The 21,572-nt window shown below is 59.1% G+C and carries 12 protein-coding genes and 2 pseudogenes; 7 read left to right on the top strand and 7 right to left on the bottom strand.

The annotated features are described in order from the left end of the window. Window positions 1-71: 71 nt before the first annotated feature. Window positions 72-1,499, bottom strand: coding sequence for a hypothetical protein (locus ACFSNN_RS31850; RefSeq protein WP_377779205.1), 1,428 nt, complete (start codon window positions 1,497-1,499; stop codon window positions 72-74). Between the two features lie 187 nt (window positions 1,500-1,686). Between ACFSNN_RS31850 and ACFSNN_RS31845 the strand changes: the two genes are divergently transcribed. After that, entirely contained in the window at window positions 1,687-2,448 is a 762-nt protein-coding gene (locus ACFSNN_RS31845) for a hypothetical protein (RefSeq protein ID WP_134466132.1), read from the top strand. Between the two features lie 366 nt (window positions 2,449-2,814). Here ACFSNN_RS31845 and ACFSNN_RS31840 read toward each other — a convergent pair whose 3' ends face one another. Together ACFSNN_RS31840 and ACFSNN_RS31835 are read right to left on the bottom strand one after the other, a co-directional pair. Beyond that, window positions 2,815-3,090 carry a hypothetical protein gene (locus ACFSNN_RS31840; protein ID WP_134466131.1) on the bottom strand — a complete coding sequence of 92 codons (276 nt, stop codon included), beginning with the start codon at window positions 3,088-3,090 and terminating at the stop codon, window positions 2,815-2,817. Between the two features lie 171 nt (window positions 3,091-3,261). Next, a pseudogene (locus ACFSNN_RS31835) lies at window positions 3,262-4,196 on the bottom strand (SOS response-associated peptidase family protein). A gap of 436 nt (window positions 4,197-4,632) precedes the next feature. On the opposite strand from ACFSNN_RS31835, the gene ACFSNN_RS31830 reads away from it, so the two are divergent. From ACFSNN_RS31830 to ACFSNN_RS31815, 4 genes are all read left to right on the top strand, one after another. Next, on the top strand, window positions 4,633-9,921 hold the full coding sequence (locus ACFSNN_RS31830) for an NACHT domain-containing protein (protein WP_134466130.1): 5,289 nt from the start codon (window positions 4,633-4,635) through the stop codon (window positions 9,919-9,921). Between the two features lie 198 nt (window positions 9,922-10,119). After that, window positions 10,120-10,596: a hypothetical protein gene (locus ACFSNN_RS31825; RefSeq protein ID WP_134466129.1), complete on the top strand. Its 477-nt coding sequence runs from the start codon at window positions 10,120-10,122 to the stop codon at window positions 10,594-10,596. 567 nt (window positions 10,597-11,163) lie between these two features. Then, window positions 11,164-13,488, top strand: coding sequence for an ATP-binding protein (locus ACFSNN_RS31820; RefSeq protein WP_134466128.1), 2,325 nt, complete (start codon window positions 11,164-11,166; stop codon window positions 13,486-13,488). Between the two features lie 212 nt (window positions 13,489-13,700). Then, window positions 13,701-14,933 (top strand): HNH endonuclease, encoded by a 1,233-nt coding sequence (locus tag ACFSNN_RS31815; RefSeq protein ID WP_134466127.1) that lies wholly within the window; start codon window positions 13,701-13,703, stop codon window positions 14,931-14,933. Between the two features lie 124 nt (window positions 14,934-15,057). Here ACFSNN_RS31815 and ACFSNN_RS31810 read toward each other — a convergent pair whose 3' ends face one another. Next, window positions 15,058-16,344: a hypothetical protein gene (locus tag ACFSNN_RS31810; RefSeq protein ID WP_134466126.1), complete on the bottom strand. Its 1,287-nt coding sequence runs from the start codon at window positions 16,342-16,344 to the stop codon at window positions 15,058-15,060. Between the two features lie 300 nt (window positions 16,345-16,644). On the opposite strand from ACFSNN_RS31810, the gene ACFSNN_RS31805 reads away from it, so the two are divergent. Further along, window positions 16,645-17,895, top strand: coding sequence for a hypothetical protein (locus ACFSNN_RS31805; protein WP_134466125.1), 1,251 nt, complete (start codon window positions 16,645-16,647; stop codon window positions 17,893-17,895). A 462-nt stretch (window positions 17,896-18,357) separates the two neighbouring features. Further along, a complete protein-coding gene (locus tag ACFSNN_RS31800) occupies window positions 18,358-19,191 on the top strand; it encodes a hypothetical protein (RefSeq protein ID WP_134466124.1) in 834 nt (277 codons plus the stop codon). Window positions 19,192-19,291: 100 nt separating this feature from the next. Here ACFSNN_RS31800 and ACFSNN_RS31795 read toward each other — a convergent pair whose 3' ends face one another. The 3 genes and pseudogenes from ACFSNN_RS31795 to ACFSNN_RS31785 all read right to left on the bottom strand — a co-directional run. Then, entirely contained in the window at window positions 19,292-19,471 is a 180-nt protein-coding gene (locus ACFSNN_RS31795; protein ID WP_244323276.1) for a transposase, read from the bottom strand. A 486-nt stretch (window positions 19,472-19,957) separates the two neighbouring features. Beyond that, on the bottom strand, window positions 19,958-20,227 hold the full coding sequence (locus ACFSNN_RS31790; RefSeq protein ID WP_134466122.1) for a DUF1488 family protein: 270 nt from the start codon (window positions 20,225-20,227) through the stop codon (window positions 19,958-19,960). 270 nt (window positions 20,228-20,497) lie between these two features. Beyond that, window positions 20,498-21,523: pseudogene (locus ACFSNN_RS31785) on the bottom strand (tyrosine-type recombinase/integrase); the annotation flags it as partial. Window positions 21,524-21,572 lie beyond the last annotated feature (49 nt).

The raw sequence follows: 21,572 nt of genomic DNA, 5'->3' as shown, positions 1-21,572 counted from the left end.
CTCACTTTCGAACTTGCGACTGCCGGAAACAAAGCGGGTGGGCGCGAGACTCAACACACCTGTTATCTTATCTAGCCTGCGGGTGTAGTCCACCAACCTTCGGTCTGCCCGGCCATGCCAGCCCAGGCTTGCATCTCGGGGAAAATCTCGTTCCAACTGTTTTCGAGCAAACGTCGGTGGATGATGTTTTCGTCCGCGAAAGTCGTCTCTGCCAACATACTGAGTTTAAAATGTCGATGCTCACTGAGCGTGCCGGCGGCGCAGAAACGCTCGACACCCAGACGGGCAATGTCCTGTCCGGCTATTTCGAACTCGCCAATAGACGTGACGAAAAACGGCATCGTCTCAGTTAGGCTTGAGGGAAGTTGAGCTTCTTCGAGTCGCCGCCTCACGCACTCGTTGAGGAGCTCGAATACCTGTGGAGCGAACAAATACCAGTCCTCGTAGGTTACGACGAAGGGATAGATAGGTCGCCCGTTGGGGGTCCATTTCGAGAGCCCATTAATCGCATCATCGATGTTTTCGTATAACTGGACGACGGCTTCAGCAAGCTCATCGAGCGATTTCTCAAGCGTTGATCCCTCCGCTGTTTCCTTGGCCCCTTGCTTCATCCGGCGCGTCTTAGACTCGATAAATATGTTTCCCGTGGTGTCGCTTACGATCGCATCCACGCCATGTCGCATATTTCCGGAAACTTCGTAAGGCTGCTCGCCCGTGACGGAAAACCGCCCCAAATCGAAGATCTCAAATAGGACACGCAGTACGTAACGCTCGAAAGCTCGTCCGTATTCATTGCCAAACTCGATCCCGAGTTGGCTTTTCCCCTTGCCGAGATCATAGAAGAGTCCTTCGGTAACGCGCCGAAGCAGAAATTCAGGGAAGGGATGCCAGTAGATAGGTGTCTGATGATCGTCCAGGTTGATCAGGGGAGTGGCTTCCATCGGGTTCCATGTGAATGCCCAGCCCTCATCGTCGCGCTGCAATGCTTCGATATTTCGACGAATCTCAGTCAGGGTTGTACCAGCCATCTTGAAGAATTTGTCGCGCGCCTCGTGGGTTACGCCGAACGCCGAGTAATCCTGTGCCGTGCTGGTAACCACCTTTTTCTTGCCCGCGCCAGCGATGCCCATCGCTAGAAAAAACATCTCTCTCACCGAGAGATCCGTTACCCGCTCAAAAATAGGCGCCAACTCGGGATCGCTGTAGATATGAAAGGCTCGGAACATACGGGCCTCGTCTTGCGGATATTGCCAGCGAGCCTGCTGGTGGATCAATGTATGCAACGCGCGCATCGCATCGTCACCAGAGCTGATCGTGCGCTCCGAGGTCCCTTCGCTGATCCGACGAATGTGGTTGATCATCTGAAAGAGACCCTGAGGCGTAGCGAGTGTATTTTCGTCGCCTGCCGCGTGCAGCAATATTTCACGGGATAGAAGATGAAGCTCCCACACATGGATCTCGAAGACTGGGCCGCCCGCTCTCGTCCGAAGTTTTAGCATCCCCGATACATCCACGTGCAACTGGCATTGCCATATGCACTCCAACGCTGGCCGTAACGCCACTTTCCGGAGTTGATTCCTGAATGGCTTGTACAGATCGTAGATATTCATCGTGCGTGAACGACCCCGAAATTGGTGATAGCCTCCCATCATACAAGCCATGCTAGACAGACAATCAGGAGCGTCCATGACAGCAGATGCAATGCCAGCCGGAAAGCCTTATCGAGCCGCATGCAGCGCTTCTTCGACAACCGGCGGACGGTCAGCGGCTTTACAAGGTAATGCAGACCGAGCACCTGGTCAGTTCGATTCCGGCGTAGCTGACACAGCAAGCAACGAACCGGACGAAGCGACCAAACGAAAATGCCAGAGAGTCGGCGCGCTCGCATATAAGATTGCCGCCGCCCGAAACGCGGGCGTGAACGCGGCAACCACCTTTACGGAAATCCTGGGCGATACTGGCAACGAGATCAACCCGCCGACAGTGTTAGCTCTCGTCAAGCAACTCTATGGCGGGTTCGCGAAGAACATGACTCCGGATGGGGCGGCGCCCGCTTACTACGCCGACTGTCTGGTCACCGCTGACGCCAAGTCAATCGACGGTCAAAGTAACATTGCGGCCGCTTTGGCGCCGTTCAAAACTTACACCGGTGAGCCTTTGCAGAAGCTTCTCGCGCGCCAGCACATCAAGGTCGAGTCGATCATGGTCCAGGCGGTGAAGAATCTGCGTGTTGGAGACGAGAAAGGCGACGAAATCTATTTGTTGGTCCTACGCGGCCGTTCGCCGAAATCGGCACCCTGCGGAATGCATGATTTCTCCCAAGTCGACGAAAACGTCTCTGAGGTCATCCGACGCGGTCCGGTGTTTCACCAAAACAAGCCGACGGACCTCGACCTCGTGATGTATTGGGCCGCGACCGGGAAATGCAATCCCGAGTACCGACGCTGAGACGCAAGGTCTGCCAGGGGCGGCCTCATTTCAGGAGTAGACGCGGGCTTCGTCTCATCGTGATATGTCGCTACGGCTTGAGCCCCCCAGCACTCTTGTTCGTGCTGCTGCGTTGGTCAAATTAACGCACCCTCAATGGACGGGGGCGTACCCGAGCATCTCAAGACGCGTCTGCGCGATCCACTCGTCGCGACCTGCAAATCCAGTTGCTCTCGCCATATGGTCGGCGAGCTGGTGCCTCGGTGGCAGAGTAATAGCCGAGAGGCGTATCGCCCTCGGGCGTCAAGATGGCATAGATCATTTCAACTCCCAGTGTCTAGTCATCTTAACGTCACGAATGCGCCGACGCTTTAGCGAAAAGTTGGGTTAGGTCGCTCCTCCGACTTTCAGACGGAGATCCTCGTACGCGTTCACGCGGGCCTGCTCTGCTAACGGGTTTCGTATGGGGCGGAATTCAGTTCTAACCGCAGCGGGAAATCCAGTCTCAGGTGGTGTGTTGGCCTCCTGCAGAGCTGCTTCATATTCTTTGGTTAGGGCCATCTGGACCGCCTGAAGAGCCCCAGGATCGCGCCTCGCCATAAGAGAAACGACCGTCTCCAGTGCATCAAGACGGGCTTTGATCATTTCACTCTCTTCGTTCACAGAAACTCCGTAGCTGTGTGGGTTCCACCAGATCGACGACGATGCGGAGCCTCAATCTGAGGTACGGAAGTTTGCGAGTCAACCTCCGCGTACTGCGTATGGAACTAGGGCTGAAAATCTAGCGAAGAGTACCTCGATGAACAGCTTTCACGCAGCCAATCTGTACTCATACTAGGGACGATCCTTTTCATCCAGAATCGCATGCAGCGCTTCGAGGTTGCCTGAATCCGGATTCAACCAAGCATCGATGTTCTCGGGTTTGATCGGGATGACACAGCGGTCATGCTCTGCCGCTGCAACTTCGGGCGGTGGTTCGTCAGTAATCGCCGCAAGAGACAGTAAATCCGGCTCACCCTTTCCAGTCCAGTGAGACCATAAATATGCAACCAGCATGTCGTGTGGCGGATTGAGCTTGAACTCGAGCACGACATTTTCGTCCTTCTCACCGGGCTCGAGTTCACGCCCCTCCATACGCGCACGCGAGACGTTTTCGTAGAAAGAGCTGACCAGGATGATGCCGTGAGAATAACCGAATAGCGGCTTCCAGAAGCCATCGAGATTGTCGCGGCGCGCGTTGTACTTCCGGGACATTTCGTGTCATAGAAGGCAGGCCTTCCAGCAGGACGGCATTGATAGCGTATTGGCGTTGATAACGCGCTGGCCGTTTTCCATCATCATCACAGGTGCGAAATGCCCCGGGAATATGCGCAAGTCACGCGCTTTGGGCTCAGTTCACTGGATGTCGTCGACGCGGCCAGCGTCCATCCAATCTTATCTGTCGCAATACGCTTGCTCTCAGTCGCAGTTTTCGCGACCTTGGCTTGGAGTGAGCGTTCGGCATCGGCGAGGCGACCTCGCTGCTTGAACAGGGCCTGCCCAAGTCGCACCATCTGGTCCGAGTTGAAGCGATCGATGAATGCCTTGATTTCGCACTCGGCGTCCGATTGCGGCTCCGACAAAGCGTCTTCCATGCCCTTTGGAATATTGGCCTTACTACCTTCAGCGCGCGCGAAATAGAGACGCGCGAACTCTTCGATGCTCATGTGAGCGCCGAACATCCGGACATACCGACGGTAGTCCGCCTGAATGTGGGCCGAGTAGCACATGACGCCTCCGTTTCCTGTTCTGATGATAGACACTCTCAGAACCTGATGACATCCATCTCAACCCGATCCCTGAGCGGTCCCACGATTCGTCGGGAGCGTAGGGTCCTTCTCAAACTGGGAGGACAGCCGTCCGCGCGAGTTCGACTACCGCTCTTCAACCATAGCGGTCATCGACGCTGGCCCACTCGTGATGGCTGCCCTAACAATGACCACGGAGAGTCGATGCCCGGACCCGGCTCGTTGGCGACACTCGAATGCCAAAGCAGCGGACATTAGGAAGTAGCATCCTTGAGCTGGGGCCAATTCGTTTTGCATCTTCGATTCTCGATCGGGATGACAAGGCACGCTCGGCGCTACAAGCTCTACAATTACCCGTCCGTCGTGCGCCAAACGAACCTGAGACTGGCGGCGGCCGACGTAAAAGCGAAAGACGAACATGGCGAAACTGAAGACCAAGTCCTCCAAGCCCACACGCAAGAGCAAGAAGGTTGCCGAGAATTCCGCGGCGACGGGAGCCAGGCGCGCACCTCGCCGCGCGGATGACGCGCCTGCCGTCGTCAGTCCGGCCGCAGCTGGGCCTTCCGGCGCTCTGCTTGAGGGGCATGTCGGCGCGCAGTACCTGCTGCCGCTGCTGTCGGGTGCGGAGGCGCGCGGACTTCCGGGTGTCGTTGTCACGCGCGTAGCGTTCCAACGTGCCGGGCTCAACCACCCGATGGATGACGTCATTGTCACCGGCCACGACCGCCAAGGCCGCCCAGCCATCCTCGAACTGCAGGCGAAGCGCACGATTTCCTTCACAGCGAGCGACAAAATCTTTGCGGACGTGGTCGCGCTCGCCTGCCGGGCTGTGGCCAAGCCCGAGTTCGCGACGACGCGTTACGAGCTCGCGGTAGCGATTGCACGCACGTCGACCAGGATCGAGCAGCACATCCAGGATGTGCTGAGGTGGGCACGCGAGTATCAGGGCGCTGAAGACTTCTTCGGTAGGTTGAACCAGCCCGGTGGTGCGCACCAAGCAATGCGCGACTTCGTAGCGGCGTTCCGCAAGCACATGCACACGGCTGGCGCGGCGCACGACGACGTGGCCGTGTGGAGATTGCTGTCTCGCTTCCAAGTGCTGGCGTTTGACTTCGAGCAACCCGGGTCGGTCTGTGCGCAGTTGGCCCGCGAGCGCTGCGCGCTGCTACTCGCGCCGCAGGACATGGGGCGAGCCGGCGAACTGTGGGACTCGTTGCAACTGATCGCGTTGCAGGTCGATGCAGCTGGAGGGGATGTGGATGGCCCCGCACTGCGCGAGCGACTTGCCGCCGAGCGCGATTACCGGTTCGCAGGCGACCGGCGCTTGCATGTCGCGCGCGGACGGCTCGCCGAGACCGCCGAGAACACGCTGTCCACAATCAGCTCGCGCGTGCACGGCGTGGCAATCGACCGTGGCGGCCATGTTGCCGCCGCACTCTCTGCGCTTGAGCAGGGCAGGTATCTTGAGATCCGCGGCGCTGGCGGCGTCGGCAAGTCCAGTGTGCTGAAGGACCTGGCGCAACGTATCGGTGTCGAGTCCCGTGTTGTCATCGTTGCACCGCATCGCGTCCCGGAGGGAGGTTGGGCCGCGTTGGCGGCACAGCTTGGTTGTGAGTTGTCGGCGCGCGAGTTTCTGACTGACCTGGCGGGCGACGGTGGGGGAACGCTGTTCATTGACGGCCTCGATCGCTTCGACGACCTTGGGCAGCGGGCCACCGTCGCGGACCTGATCCGTGCTGCAGCGCAAGTGCGCGGGTTCCGCGTAGTCATGACTGCGCGGCCGGACTTCGATGCCGACGCGCGCGCGTGGTTGCCGGCGCAAGCGCTGCAAGAGCTAGGCGAAGCGTCGCCTTTGATTATCGACGAACTCACCGGCGACGAGGTCGCTCAGCTGCGGAATGCGGATTTCGCGCTTGCCGCGTTGCTGAGACCCGGGCATCCCGCCGAGAAGCTAGTGCGTAACCTGTACCGACTGGACCGGCTGGCGCGTGGCGTGGTAGCCGAGGCCTCGGCGCCCTTTAGCGAAGCGCAGATGGCATGGCAGTGGTGGACAACGGGTGATTCGGCTGAAGCCGCTGGTCGCCTGGAGCGACGGCGCCTGATGCGGTCGTTGGCGGTGCATTCGCTGGCGTCATCGACTCCGATGGACACCAGCACGTTGCCGGCAGAAGCGGTCGTCGCGCTGACCGGAAGCGGTTCGCTGCGTGCGCTCAGCTCGATTCGCGTTGAACCAGCACATGATGTGCTACGTGACTGGGCGGTTGGCTGCCTCCTCCATGAAGAACCTGAACACTTTGCTGCAATTGTTCTGGATACTCCCACGCCTGTGCGCGTGCTACGCGGCGTGGAGCTCGCTGCGCAGTTGTCCGCGGAGTTGGGCAGCGACGCGACGGCATGGTGGGCTTTGCTTGATCGAGTCAGCGTACCCGGCGCGCACGGTTCGTGGAGACGAGCGGTATTGCTCGCCCTCTCGCGTTCGGAACGCGCGGGTGAGGTGCTCAACCGCTGCTTGCCGGCACTGGCCGCGGACAAAGCTGAACCACTTGCGGATCTCGTTCGTGCGGTTATCACCGTCGACTCTCAACCGGCCGCACCACTCTGGGCGGCGCTCGGTATCGACACGAGCAAGCTTACTGAAGACTTCGTAGCGCCAAGCGGCCCCGCGTGGCTGAACCTGATTGTCTGGTCTCTCGCCATTGGAGACCAGTTGCCCCACGCCGCAGTGCCACAGTTCGTCGACCTCTACAGCCGCTGGTGCAACGTGTTTGCGGGGCAAGACGGATGGTCGCCTGTGCTGGTTGCACGCCTGTATGTGTGGCTGGTCGAGGTCGAAGCGAAGAATCACCCGAGGGCCTCGGGTTTCGACGCATGGATAGCCACCAAGAATGCGCCGGGGCTCTCTATGACGACGGCACAGGAGAACGATCTTCGAACGGCCTTTCTTATGTGGTGCAGGCTTCGCCCGACCGACGCAGAGTCCTACCTCAAGGGGGTGGCCACCCACCCGCATTGGCACGATCTTTTCCGCAGGTTGCTGCGATTCGTTGGCACCGCTCCTTACGCGGCGCCGCGAGCTATGGCCGATCTGTTCCTGCAGGCGTTGACCAAAAGGGACAACGAAGACGAAGATCGCTCGTCGCGGATGAGGGACGTGTTCTCGGCATGGGACAACGAGTATTTCCCCGCGTCGCCGGCGCGCGCGCCGTTCTTCGATCTGTTGCAGGCGGACAAGGAGCAGGGGCTGCGGCTGGTGCGTGGTGTTGTGACGCACGCGGTGCGGCGGCGCTCTCGCGGCAGTGAGCCTGGCGACAACCGCATCGAAGTTCCACTTCCCAGCGGGCGGCGTTCGTTCCCATGGTGCCAGACCTATATGTGGTCCCGCTCGCCGGACAGCAGCATCGTGGCGTCGGCTCTGATGGCCCTGGAAGCGTGGGCACACCTGCGCATCGAGCGCGACGAGCCTGTGCCGGCGGTGATCGATGACGTCTTGGGCCTTGAGGAATCCCCAGCGGCCTGTCTGCTCGTCGCGGTCGATGTGATGTTGTCGCACTGGCCAAAGTCGCGGGAGTGCCTGTGGCCGTTTGCGGCAACGGCCGACTTACTGGCAAGGGATCGTGATCGATACTCCAACGACTACTTGAACAGCAACGACATCTACACTGTCTGGGTGCATCCAGAGCCGGCGGGGTCGGTCAGATTAGACGATTTGCGACGTCGGCCGTCACGCCGCATGCCGCTCGACGCCGTGCTCGTCGATTTCGCGTTGCATGGCCCCGCGGATGTGCGCGAATCGATGAAGCAGGCACTGCAGGGTGAGGCGGCACGAATCGGGGCGCCAGATGGCGAGAGTCGAGGCATGGCTGATCCCAGGTTCGCCGCCATGTGTGCGCTGAATCAGCTCGATCTCGCGAACTACGAGTCAGGCGGCGTGGATAAGAACGGCCAGCCGACCGTCGAATACGTGTCCCCGCCCGATGAAGCGCGGCTACTGGCCGAACTACAGGAAAAGGCCCAGCGCGGCAGCGTCGAGATTGCGATCCGGGGGCGGCTCATGCGGGCACTCGCCGAAGCGAGTTGTCCGGTACAGATCCTCGAGGAGGGCGTGCAGTGGGCGACGCGCGACGCTTCGGCGTCGCAGGTTGATCCAGACAATGACGAGCATGAATGGATCGAGCGCACCCGGGTTATCCTCGCGGCGCTGGTGATGCGCGATGGTTCGCGGGAACTGAAAGCCGCGCACGGCGATTGGGCGCGCGCGCAACTGGCAAAAGCGGCATTACGCGAGCCGGACGATAGCGGTGTCCCGAAGCAACTGCAGTTCAACCCGGCCGCGATCGCGGCCGTAGGATTGCTTGCCGCATACCGCGAAGATCCAGAGCTTGCGGTTCTAACGAGCCTGCTTCACCTTACGGTTCGACGCGATACGGGCATGGCATCGGTGCTGCGCGCCGAGGTGGCCGCGAAGCGCCCGTTGCGCCCGGAGGTCGAAAGGTCGCTGCTTCGTCTTGGCTTTGCATCTGCTATCTATGCCGTGCCGCAACACGACGACGATGACTTCGGTAGTGTCGACGACTATCTTGCGCGACAGCGAGCTCTAGAGGCAGCGCGCAAGGATGCAGAGCTGGCGCGACTGCAGAGCGCGGTGACCGCAGAACTGCACTGGCTTGCGGGCGAGGATTCAGAGCCCGACTGGCCTGAACTCCCCGACCCGTACCCGCCCAAGGAGCGACACGGGATCACGCTGCGCAATACGCGGCGACGACAGAAGCGATCCCCTGTGCCGTCACGCGTTTTTGCGCTAAGCGCGGTGGTAGCGGCGCGATGGCTGCCGGTTGCGGTTGAACTCTGGCGTACAGATCATCCCGATCTGCTGCGCGCGTTGGTGCGGCATTGCTGGCCTTGGACCGCTGGCGCGAATGGTGTGGGGTGCGGGGCCGACGAGGAGCCGGGCGAGCTCGCTTACGAATGGAACGACGCCTATTTCGCGGCCGCGCTCGCTGGCGCCGTCTCGACCGGAAGCGCGGGCATTGATGAGTATGTGCTCGATCCGCTCGCCCAATTGCCGGAAGAACGATTCCTCGATGCCGTGGAGGCCGTCCTCCATGAATTGGATCGGCTGTGGCTCAATGACAGCGACGTGTTGGACAGCACGGCCGTGTCGATCCGCGACACGCTGGCGCAGCGGCTCGTAATGACCAGAGCATGGCGCCGCTTGGCGTCCGAGCGCTCGTCGGGCGTTGAAGTTCATGTTGCTGGAGCTATTGCTGCGATGTTCATGGGGCAGCACGAAATCGGACGAGGACCTCGCTGCTACGTCCTTCCTCCTGGAGCCGCACGCGCGGACTTGCTCCTGACCATGCTCACGCAATTGGCCGAGGAAGCAGCCGGGTCCATGTTCGTCGCTATCGCGTTCCTCGGACTACTGGAAGTCAAACCGCACGCGAATCTGTTGATGTTCATGGCCCGTGCGGTGGCGGCGTGGTGGCGCGTGCAGGGTGCGAATGCCGAGTTCTGGATCGATCACGGGATCGGGCGGCGCCTGTGCGACTGGATCGACAAGGCGGTACTCGACACGCCAGTCTCGCCAACAGTGCTTGACAGCACAGAACTTACCGTGATCGTGGACATCCTGGTGCAATCCGGTACGCCGTTGGCGAGGGCACTTGAGGAGCGTCTCGCGGCTCGCCGAAAGGCCAAAACCGGGTGAGTTCTGTAGTCACCCATCGTGGGTCGTTGCGAAGGCTAGGTTGGTCTAACGGCGCGGCGAAGTAGAATCGGCTACCCGCGCGAGGGTCTTCAACTTCGACCCTTAGGCCACGCGGGGCGGCTGGGTTCAGGTGGCAGATTCGATCGACGGCTGGCTGCGTGTCAGCCGGAACGCAATCGCTGAACTTATCGGAGTGAAATGATGGCGCTGGTGGATCCGTTCGACGGCGTTGCGGTCCCGAGAGACCTGGTCGCAGAATTCTTTGCGGTATTCGCCCGCTGCGAGTATGCGATGAAGGAAACCAGCTATAAGCGCGATGACCACGGGATCGCTGCGCCGGCGTGGCAACGATTGGCCAACGATGCATCCACATGGCTCGACGTACCGCGAGGAGGCGACGTGGCGCTGGCGCTTGCACTGCTCACAAGCGATCCACCAAAGCTCCTGTCCTTTGCAGATGGTTGGCAGGCCGTGCCCTTGCGTGGCGCCAGCGCGATTGCTCAGGCCGTCGACGCGGCGACACGGGTAAGGCACAACCTTTTTCATGGTGGCAAGCACACCCCTGAGGCAGAAGCTGGCCGCGACGAGCGGTTGGTGCGCGCTGCGTTGACTTTGCTCGTCGCGCTAGTCGACCAGTGCCCAACGGATCTGCGCGGGGCCTACAATCACGGCTAGAGTCGGCGCCGCCGCTTGCTCCTACAAGCGTGGGAACGCCGAACTTGCCTTAATACCAGGGTGTTGAACCATATGCCTGATTCATCCACTGTGGCAAGAGAGCCATTACGCCCGAAGGAAACGGTTCAAAAGTGACTCCAGCAAACTGCCGCAGGGCAGAGCACTGAGTGAGTCGCGCTGCCTGTGGACGTTACCGAATAGAACTGTCATGAGCAGGGCATCCCAGTTAACATCACGAAGCAAGCACTCGGAATAGCCCCTAAAGATATTCTCGATTGAGAATCGCCTTTGCAGACGCATTTGGGCGGCAATCTGAGGCGTATAAAAACGCGCCTCGTTGCCCGCGAGTCCCGTGTCGGCAGCCCGACGGACCTTTCCGATGCCGATACGCTATGCGCTGTCGGATGATGTCAAGCGTGCTCGACAGATCGCGCATGATTTTGCTCCTAGCTAGCGCGAATACCTGGGCATGGGCGGTCCGATTTGGATGCATAATTGCACTCCAGTTGCGGCCAGTGCCATAGCCGAGGCAGGGCTGCAAATTCTATTGGGCGCTGAGAGGCCAACGTGGCGATTACAAGAATTCAAAAACTGCAGGGCTACCGGATTTTTCGGGACTTCAAATGGGACGGTCTCCCTGATTTTGGACGATACAACCTGATTTATGGCTGGAACGGTGCGGGAAAAACATCCCTGTCGTCGCTGTTCCGGTATATGCAACGAAAGGTGCTTCCTGATACCGGTGCGGTAGAAATGGTGATCGACGGAAACGTCGTAACAGGGACCGACTTTGCGTCCGTCGCCATACCAGCTGTACGCGTCTTCAATCGGGACTTTGTCGATCGCAGCGTCTTCGAGACGCCGGGGCATGAATTGCCGCCGGTGTTCTATCTAGGCGAAGACAGCACCGAAAAGCAGCAGCAAATTGTGGCGTTACGGGCACAGCAGGACGAGCTGACGAACAAACTCGCGGCGGTCGCGAAAGAGAAGGTCGTCGCTACAATGGAGCTCAATACCTTCTGTACCAACCAGGCCAGGAGCATACGGAATCTCCTGTTGGGCGATCCGCGATATATCAACTATGAGGCGCCGAAATTTAAGGACCTCATGAATCGTATTGCGTCGACCCGAATGCCACCAGCGGAACTTGACGGCGCCATTCGGGCGCGGCTGGAACATGCCCTTGCTGGAAGGCCGCTGCCAAAGATCGCGGTATCGTCCTTTGCGGACGTAGACCTTGCAAGCCTCACGGGGACCATAGCCGACGAGCTGAGGACGACTGTCGTTGCGAGTACGATTCAGGAACTGGTCGATGCGCCCGAAGTCGCAAACTGGATTGAGCGAGGCTTGCGTCTACATTCCGCCGGTGAGACGCATTGCCATTTCTGCAAGCAGGAGCTGGAGCCCGCGCGGCTTGCTGCACTCGAAGCGCACTTCAATGATCGCTTCAAGGCGCAACAGGATCGCCTCCGAAAACTGTCATCAGACATCGAGTCGCTCCGGAAGACCTCGCGGGAGCGAGGTCTTCCGGAGCGTGCGGCGTTATATCCACATCTGCACGCGGACTATGACGCCGCCGTTGAGAAGCTCAACCAGCATTCCATGCTCGTGGATATGTATCTCGACGGACTCTCGCGGGCTGTCGACGCCAAGAAAGGGGAGCCTTTCGCGGAACTGGACCTTAGCCAATTTCTGTCTGGTTTCGAAACAGCCGCAGTCACCGGGTTCTGGAAGTTCGTGGAATTGATCCTCAACGGTATCAAGGCGGTCGGAGCAAACTCAGGGGTGGTGGCTATGCAGGCCATCGCGGGTTTGGTGAACACGCACAACGAGTACACGGACAACTTCGAGAAATCCGCCGCCGCTGCGCGTGCCCAACTGGAGCTCGACGAGGGTGTGAAGGTGCTCTCCGAATGGTCGGCGCGCCAACAACAGGTGAAGGATCTGGCGGCAGCGCACGAAGCAATGCAGGAAGGGCTGCGCCCCATTGGAGAGCAGATTGCTGTGCTTCAACGCGCGATCCGGCAGCATCTCCGGCCCGCTGAGGAGTTGACCCGTGAAATGGCGGCATACCTGGGACGCGATGAGTTGCGCTTCGAACCCAAGGATAATGGCTACACAATCATGCGCGGCAAGCAGCCGGCGATGCACCTGAGCGATGGTGAGCGCACCGCCATTGCGTTCATGTATTTCCTCAAGACCCTGGGAGACACCGGCTTCAATCTGAAAGATGGAATCGTGGTGATCGACGACCCGGTATCGAGTCTTGACGCGAATTCCCTTTATTGCGCGTTCGGCTACATGAAAGAACGCACAAAGGACGCGAAACAGCTTTTCGTGCTGACTCACAACTTTGGGTTCTTCAGGCAGGTCAAGAACTGGTTCAATTTTGCCGGCAACATTAGAAATAACCCGTACGATCCTGCCAGGTCGAAGGTAAGCCACTTCTATATGCTGGCGATGAAAGTCGACGGTGGACAGCGGAACGCCTACTTGCGGATCCTTGACCCGCTACTGCACGAGTATGAGTCCGAATACCACTATCTATTCAAGTGCGTGAAGGAAGGGGCTGCGATGGATGCGCCCAAGAGCTTAGCGGAGGCGTACGGCCTGCCGAACATCGCACGCCGATTGCTGGAGTCCTTTCTATCATTCAGGGTGCCGGGAAAAGCCGGAAACCTCGCTCAACAAATGGACGCACTTTCCGGTGATGCGGCGGCGAAAGCGAGGATTGTCCGGTTCCTGCATACGCATTCACACATGGAGCAGGTCTCTGAGCCTGAGCACGACCTCTCTGTACTCTCCGAGGCACCGGCCGTCCTTGCGGATTTGCTCGCGCTCATCGAAGCCAACGACAAGGGCCACTACGACGCCATGATGAAGCTTGCTTAACGCGGTCAGGACCAGACGAGTGACCGCGCAACCGAGGCGGACGGGTGGTTGCAGAGACTATACAAACATGTCCACACCGAGTACAAGGTGCTGAGGCCCACTCTTCGCGCACCCATCTGATTGATATCGGCCTCACGCTGCTTTCACTCAGTTGAACTATTGACCAAGCCGTTTGAAATTTTCGCCAATACCAAAAACCGCAGAGGCGCTTCATGGCCAAATATCAGTCGCTTGCAGCACACTTGGCAGTGCAATCCACCAGTGAAGTGACACTCTCGTTTGCTGATGTAGAAAGAATAATCGGTGAGGAACTACCACCGACCGCTGACCGCTTCAAGCCATTCTGGGCAAACTCACGAGCTAAGGATGGTCATCCGGGACGATTCTGGATGGAGCAAGGCTGGCGGCAGGTAAAACTGGACCAAGCCAATCGACTCGTCACATTCAGGCGATTAGATGCTCGTCCAACAGAATCACTGCAGAGCCTCGAGCCAGTATCGAAAGACACGCTTTACGATCTTCTACACGAAGCGGGCGTGTCGATTGATGGTTGGAATGAAGGCTTCAAGTCGAATCCCAACTTCTGCTACGAGTGGTGCTTCGGATCGGTGACCGAGGGCTTCGTCCTTTGCCTCTGGTACAGCGAATTTAAAATCAACGAAGACGGTTGGATTTATTTTGACCGGAATGCCCGTGCTGGGAAAGAGGAACGGGCGCGAATAGCCAACAATCTCGCGCTGGATACAAATGTGCGCAACCGGGCAAAGACTCAGGCGCAGCGTGCGGCGGCATTGGACGTTGCCATCCGGGAGTCTTATGAGCGACGACTTCCGGTGCGGGTGATTGTTGGAGCGGGAAAGCGACCTGAGGGCGAAGAGCGGGCCGAACGCGCAGCGAAGGTTGAAAAGCGTTATCTGGACGGCCAGGAGTGGTACGTTCACTCTTACGATTTTTTCAGCGGGGCGTGCGTGATCGTGCGTGGGTTCGAAAAGCCCATCGATGGCAACATTGATCAAACCGATGAAGCAGATGGCCCTTACGATGAGGTACAGAACCGCGCCATCAAGACACGCCGTGGTCAGGCGAAATTCCGGCGCGCGCTTTTGGACGCGTATCGAACGAGGTGTGCCGTCACTGGCTCACGGATTGAAGAGCTTCTGGACGCAGCGCACATCGTCCCCCACTCGCTAGTCACGGACTACAACGTGCGCAATGGGCTGCTACTCCGGACAGACATTCACACACTGTTTGACCTCTATATCCTGTCCGTCGACTCACGATCTATCGTCCATGTCGCACCACAGCTCCGACTGACTGACTACGGGAAGTACGATGGCAAGTCGTTGGCGGTCGTACCGGATCGCTTCACAGACGCTCCTGCTGCAGACGCGCTCGACAAGCACTACTCGAAGTATCTAGAGTTGCAGCGGCAGAAAAGGCAGTGACTTAGATGCTATGTGGGAGGGCGGTGTCAGGCGTATCCATTTGCGTGCTCCTTCGGAGAAAACGAGTGTGCAAGTCCCGTTTTACTGCAGTCGGGCTTTCTGTCGCTGCCCTCCCACATAGCATCTAAGGATGGGCGGGCTCAATACATTTCGGGCGAGACTTTGCCATCATCGTCGGGGGCGGAGCCAGCCTATCATCGGAAAGCCCAAAATTAGAAGCCTCAAAACCCGAGCGTTTGCGCCAAATGGCGACTTCGCCCCCTTTGTCAGCACCCACCAGATTTTTCTTGAGTTGCAGCGCAACGAACGTCTTTTCAGTAATACTGGCCTCAGGTATCGCCCCTACATAGTACGAGACGTCACGCGCGAGCCGGTCTTCTGCCCACCCCGTCGTAAGAATGAAGTTTGCGGCTACCGCACGCCTTCTTTCCGCCGCTGATGGAGTCCCGCGGCTCTTGCCCAGGACACCGCTCGCCGCACCGACCGCCTGATTAGTGTTGGGTTGAAAGACCGCAGTTTGAACGGCACGGTCAAAAAAGAAAGCCATGTCCACTTCAGTCGGCACCCAGCCATGCGCCCAGTAAGAGCAGTAAAAGTCAGCGATTCCCTCGACCAAACCCGACTTGCCCGTCTCTGCCATCGCAGCGTTATATATTTTACGGACATCAAGGTTGGAGCCGAGCGCAGCGAATCCGCGTTGCCAGGCTGCCTTTCGGGTGGGCGAAGCTTTTACTGCCTGAACCAGACGGGCGTTATCAGCGTCGGAGTCCGTTCGATATAGCGTCCGAATGCTCACCGATTCCTCGGGAAACGCATCGTCAATAAGCTTTGGAAACTGCGCGTCGATCTCGCGCAAGATTGTTTGCACCTGATGCGCTTGCCCCACCGTTGCACCAAGGGGCCCCCATGTCAGTATGCCGAGGTCTTTAGTCCCGACGTTGAACTCGATAGTCACATAGTCGGTCCCTTCGAATTGAAAGGTCATTGCCTGCACACGGTCAAGTAGCCCAGGTGCAGGAGCGTCAGGCACTACAACCTTCCACAAGGCGGATGTAATCGCCCCCTTCCGTGCGGCGTCGTCATCGGGCAGAGCGGAGGACACTTCGTGACATGCGGCAACTTTTATAATGGCCTGCGCCGTCTTGCTGTCAAACTTCCCGCTTGGCACCAGCAATTGCTGCGGCAGCGAAAGCTCACAGCGAGCGGCTATTGCCACCAGGTGTTGCCTGAAGGTCGTTACAAATCCGAATTGCCCATCGTTGATCGGCTGACCTGTTTCCGGAAGCTGGAACAGAATATCCGAATCTCTGGCGATCGTACCCGCCTCGCTTGCAGGGCCAGCCGCCTTTGCTGCATTGGCAGCGAAACTGAGAGCCAGGACGAACGCCACTAACGTTATCTTTTCCCGCATGTCCCAGCCCTCCCTGTACGACGGCGTTTTCGCCCATCGGATGGTTGCATTGGCCTGCGCCAGCTAATTCGGGCAGCAAATTATTGAATCAACAACCAAGTGCAAATTCTAGGCATTGGTAGAAATCGGGTGAAATCGAACTACGCAGCAATGTTCACTAGCGAACACTCTAATGAGAAAAATCGAGGTCGCCAGAGTTATTGGCATCTAGAGTTGGAACATGAAAGATCTTAGTTGCTGGTTGGCGACGTGACTCCTCGTGCTCAGCGTGCGGAATGATTCCTTTACTGGACCGCACGCGTGCACGACGTGAAGAAGAGGAAAGAAGTGTCGCGAGCACAATCATTCCGAGTGGGTAATCATTTGCTTGCCAGGCAATGGCGCAACGTTGCCGCGTCGTGCATTTGCGCGCTATTCGCGACAGGCTGCAGTATCCCAACCGGCCCCACGCCAATTATGACCGCCAACTGGATGGCTCCGCCATCCGCCACCGCCGCGGCACCCGCACAAGCTTCGGCCCCGATACCGGCTTCAGCGGCTCCGGCAGTGGCAAGCGGTATGGGCTTGCTGGCTGACAAGTTCAATGCCGCGGCAGCCGTGTCCCTGAACACTCCGACAGATCAAAGCTCCGCACATACGATGCTTGAGGCGGGCTTCCTGTTGATCTACGCGTCCTGCTGGGACTATTTCCGGTCGGCGGGGCAAAAACAGCATTGGATCATCGTCGCCAACGACTACGTGGCAGCCGCTGGTACTTTGGCGACGTCGATACTCGCGCTGACCCACGCTGGGTCCGCCGCGGTTACGGCGACGGCTCTGGTGACTTCGACGTTCGTCGCGGGCACCAGCATTTACACCAAGGACTTTCTATTCGCTGCCGAGAATATCGATTCGGTGCGCACACTGACGTTGAACGCATTAGTCACACATCAGAACAAGGTGAGAACCGATCCTGGCGCACTAACGGGATATACGGCACTCGTCGCGATAATGGATGATCAGGAGATCTGTACGATCCCTCAGATAACGACACTGGTCAGGCAGGCGATCACGACTGCGAAGCCAAATGGGACGGACAACAACGGCAACCCGTTAAACTCGAATGGCGGAACGCTGAATTTCACCTCGGTGATAGACAAGTCCGCGCTCACGGCAATCAGTGGTTTCTTCAGCCCCATTCAGCCATTGGCCGATAACCAGGTTGTCGCACTCTTTTGGTATCTGTTCGGAAGTCCGAACCAGCAGGATAAAGACGGACCCATTTGTCAGCAACTGGCAACCTTGCCACCGAATCTCGGTCCGGTGCAGGCCGTGAAGACAGGCGCCACGGCAGGATGCACGTACTATAGCCCGTGGCCGCAAGAAGCATTGGTCAAGCAACTGTTCAACGGCCTCAGTCCGGCGGCAGTCGCTACTCTGCAACAGGCAACGGACAAACTCAAGCAAGGGGGAGGCGCAACGACGCCCACGCAGTCGCCGCAAACGCCTGGTAATGCGAATGGGCAAAACGCTGTTCCGTCCAAGCATATCAATATCAATGTTCTGCAGTAGGCGTTGACTCCGCGTTATCGTCGCAGCGAGCAACGGAACCGCGTTGCTATGGCAGTCTTGGGAGAGCGATTCAAAGAGTGCAAAACCGCCATGCCCGACCCGAGAATCGCAGTTGGGTAGACTGCACTCCAAGTACATACGCACATCAAGCGTGTAACCGCCGGAGTCGCGATGCAGAGTTCGCACCAGTTGATGCCTGTCCAGCACCGTCTATCGTGCATACGCGTACGATTTCTTATAGCTTCGGCGATTTTATTTAGCGGTGCTTCTTACAGCCATGCCGAAACACCGGCGCAGGTACATACAGCGATGGTTAGCTACTTTAAGGCACACCTTGCGAGCACGGACCTGGCTGGCGACAGCGCCGGAATAAATTGTCCACGTAGAAGGGACTTTCCGGGGTGGGAAAGCGTCGAGCTTCTGGATTGCAAAAACCATCCGCGCGCCGGCACCACACCTGACATGGAACTCCACGGCCGTACGCTGCTCGCCGTGGCGGACGCTTCACGCATCGCCGACTGGGTCACGAGCGCGTGCACGGACGACACAGGCGCAGCCGATTTAAAATGTGCGAACGCTACTGCTCGTCAAATCATAGTGCAATCAGGTGGTCAGTTTCCTGTTGCCGGTGTCGTGGTCGAGAAGTCGGAGGTAACGTTCGATGTGGTTGGCCCACCGTTTCCCTCTACGGAGATACGGCCTGGACCTTACGCGGCTGTCCCCGGCTCACCACAGACAGCGAAGTGGTCATCGGAGCCCGGGAAGGAAGATATCGGGCGCGAGTGCGAACAACCAAAGACCTGGAATTACAAAATATCCGAGGTGCCCAAGGCGCAGTGCCGGGAAAAGCCCGCGGCAGGACTGACCTGTAAGGTCTACAAGCGCACCGCACTTCTTGACTACGTATTCAGCGATGGAGTAACCGTCGTAAGCAGGGATGTGGGCCCTAACGCCAAGTGCCAGTTGAGCGACGCGCTACTTGAGCGCCTCGTCGCAAACGATTCGGCCAGCCGATTGACCCGAACATATCAGGGCACGTCGACTTCTAGCACAACGACCTCAGTGGCTCGTATTGCCGGAACAACGGAAGCCATGTTCGTTGCTTGCACGGGAATTCACCTCGACCCGCACGACCCATTGGCGTGGCCGAAAGCGGCCGGCAAAGCCTATCGTGATCTGCTGGCAACCGGTCAGAAACGCAATGCCTTGATAGACGCGTGGGTCAGGGAAGGCGGGTATTACGAGATTCCAAAGCCAGGGGCAACTCGCAGATGGAAAAAATGTACGGGTCCGTAAGAGACCTTGTCCTCTCCCCGCAGCCCCACCAAAGCCCTACACCGAGTAACAAAACAAAAACGGGTCTTCGCGGAAAAGTGTGATGAAAAATCACCATTTTTCAGATTCGAGGCAGCATGCAAGTGAGGATCTTCAGGCGCAGATACTCCTCATCTCGCAATCCGTACGCGCGTCGTTGGATGACCCGAATCTTGTTGTTGAGTCCCTCAACGAAGCGGAGCGGCACCTTGTTTTCTGGCTTGCAATAGGAAGCAATCCCGTCCCAATGACGCCCGACCATCGCGGCAAACTTCTCGTAGGGCTGTTGCTGCCGACGCCAGAATAAACCAGTTGCCGACGCGCCCATGATCCGGTCGGCAAGATCGCAAAATCCGCCATGCCAGAACGAGGTCGACGTCGTGCCGGTTCAAGTGAATCTCGGCATCCGGATCAAAACGGAGTCGGCGACAACACGCTGCACGCTATCGCCGCAGGCGAGCGGCTCATCGGGTACAACGCCCTGCCACAATGTCCGTCGGTTTCTCCGTTTCGGCCAGACGCCATAGCGTCGCAGTCCGTACGAACTTGAGGCGTCCCGACGCTCATAACGCAACTAACTGTCAAGCATGCCCGGCCTCCCGCTAAGCTCCGCCGCAACCCCGTCTGGCAGAAGGATGGTGTAGCAGGCGCCGACCTCGCCCTGCCTGAAAAAGGGCATGCGAAGTTTGCGCAACCCGCGATTTCCTTGCGGATAGCGATGTGGCGTAACCAGCGTCGTTCGCTTCAATCAGTGGCGCCTGAAATCGTCCGGCGTCAGTTCGAGGCGTGCGCACAGATGGGCGAGCAGCTTGCGTTCGGCGATTGCGCGGATGCGGCTGTATCCGTCACGGAAGGTCTTCAGCACCCGGGCGTCGCTGGCGCGAGGTTCAAGCCAGAAGCAGGCTTCGAGCGCTGCAATCGTGATGAGGCATTCGACGGTGGTGCCCCGTCTTGCGAGGCCGAATGACACGCCGCGCCCATTCGCCACGATTTGCGGCTCGGAATCAAGTGTTTCCATGAGTGGTTTTAGTGCTTTGTCTGACGTGGCGATAATTCCTGCGCGGGCAAAGGAGCCTTGTAGCGGCCCGCTGATGCCCAGCGATTATCGTCGACATAATAATACTGGCTCCTCGGCATTAGCGTCGCGCGTAGGCGGAGCATTTCGGACCGCCCTCGACGGGTTCGTACCTCCAATCCGGCGGGGCGTGGCAATCCGGCTGTTATCAAAAAGACAGCCGACCACCGGAGGGCTCCTGAAAAGGCCCGTCCGTAACACGCGCTGGCACGCTCACCTCCGGGTAAAAGCCTCGCCAATCTGCCGCGCGCGCTTGACCTCGTCACCGTGCAGATAGATTGACGTCGTCGAGACGGAAGCATGCCGAAGGTTGTCGCGCACCGTGGTGAGTTCGGCGCCGTGCCCCAGCGCGAAGGTGGCGTGGGTGTGCCGCATCCAGTGCGGGCTTGCACGACGCAGCTTCCCCGCGAGCGGCGGGTGATCGGTCTCGATCGCACTGGCGGCAAGGAGGAAAAAGCGCTCGAGGACGCCCCACAGCCGCACGCTGCTGATGGCGGCGTCACTATCCGCTTCCAGACTGCCGATGACCGGCGTGTCCGGCCGCCAGCGCGCGGTAGTCGTCGGCAACTCGCGCTGGGCCAGATAGCGGGCAAGGGCCTCCCACGCGAGCGGCGGCAGCGCCACCCGCGCGATCTTGCCGCCTTTGCCGGTGACGCGCAGCCAGTGTTCGCCGCGTGCGTCCGTCTCGACGTGACCGAGCGTCGCGCTGACCAGCTCACCCGCGCGCAGACCCGTCGCAAAGCCGAAATCGAGCAGGAAGCGCAGCCGCTGCGCGGCGGGCACGGTCCAGCCGCACGACCATTCGAGCCCGTCAGCCATGGTGCGCACCAGTGCCCATTCGCCATCGGTAAAGGCGCGCGACGCATCAAGCGTCGAAGCTGTCCTGCCACCACGCACCCTGATGCCCGCAAACGGATTGGCCAGCACGTAGCGCTGTTCGATGAGCCAGCGGAACAGGGCGCCGAGAATCGAGAGCGCGTGCGCAACCGAGCGCGTGGACAGGCTGCCATTGAACGGCCGCCAGTCAGGTGACGTGCGGGGACGCACCGGGCCGATCCACCGTCCGCGCGGCGACGGATGGCGCAGGAACGCCCGGTACGCGATCGCATCGTCGGTCGTCAGTGACGACAGCGCGCGGCCGCGATCGACAATGGCCCACAGGATCAGCCGCTCCGCTTCCTTGCGATAGGTGCGCTGCGTCGCCGGCGACTCGTGCAGCGCGAGCCAGGTCCTATGCGCAAGTCAGTAACGATTCTCTGATACTCGCAGGCTGTGTTAAAGCGGACAC

The sequence above is a fragment of the Paraburkholderia dipogonis genome (genome assembly GCF_042680985.1).
In the GTDB taxonomy this organism is placed as follows: Bacteria; Pseudomonadota; Gammaproteobacteria; order Burkholderiales; family Burkholderiaceae; genus Paraburkholderia; species Paraburkholderia phytofirmans.
The sequence above is the reverse complement of the archived record's forward strand: the minus strand, read 5'-3'. Positions and strand labels throughout refer to the sequence as shown.

What these genes read in the sequence shown, in the direction of transcription:
- ACFSNN_RS31850 (WP_377779205.1), bottom strand. Translation starts at nt 1,499, where the DNA reads ATGCTAAAACTTCGGACGAGAGCGGGCGGCCCAGTCTTCGAGATCCAT.
- ACFSNN_RS31845 (WP_134466132.1), top strand. Translation starts at nt 1,687, where the DNA reads ATGACAGCAGATGCAATGCCAGCCGGAAAGCCTTATCGAGCCGCATGC.
- ACFSNN_RS31830 (WP_134466130.1), top strand. Translation starts at nt 4,633, where the DNA reads ATGGCGAAACTGAAGACCAAGTCCTCCAAGCCCACACGCAAGAGCAAG.
- ACFSNN_RS31825 (WP_134466129.1), top strand. Translation starts at nt 10,120, where the DNA reads ATGATGGCGCTGGTGGATCCGTTCGACGGCGTTGCGGTCCCGAGAGAC.
- ACFSNN_RS31815 (WP_134466127.1), top strand. Translation starts at nt 13,701, where the DNA reads ATGGCCAAATATCAGTCGCTTGCAGCACACTTGGCAGTGCAATCCACC.
- ACFSNN_RS31810 (WP_134466126.1), bottom strand. Translation starts at nt 16,344, where the DNA reads ATGCGGGAAAAGATAACGTTAGTGGCGTTCGTCCTGGCTCTCAGTTTC.
- ACFSNN_RS31800 (WP_134466124.1), top strand. Translation starts at nt 18,358, where the DNA reads ATGGAACTCCACGGCCGTACGCTGCTCGCCGTGGCGGACGCTTCACGC.
- ACFSNN_RS31795 (WP_244323276.1), bottom strand. Translation starts at nt 19,471, where the DNA reads ATGGTCGGGCGTCATTGGGACGGGATTGCTTCCTATTGCAAGCCAGAA.
- ACFSNN_RS31790 (WP_134466122.1), bottom strand. Translation starts at nt 20,227, where the DNA reads ATGGAAACACTTGATTCCGAGCCGCAAATCGTGGCGAATGGGCGCGGC.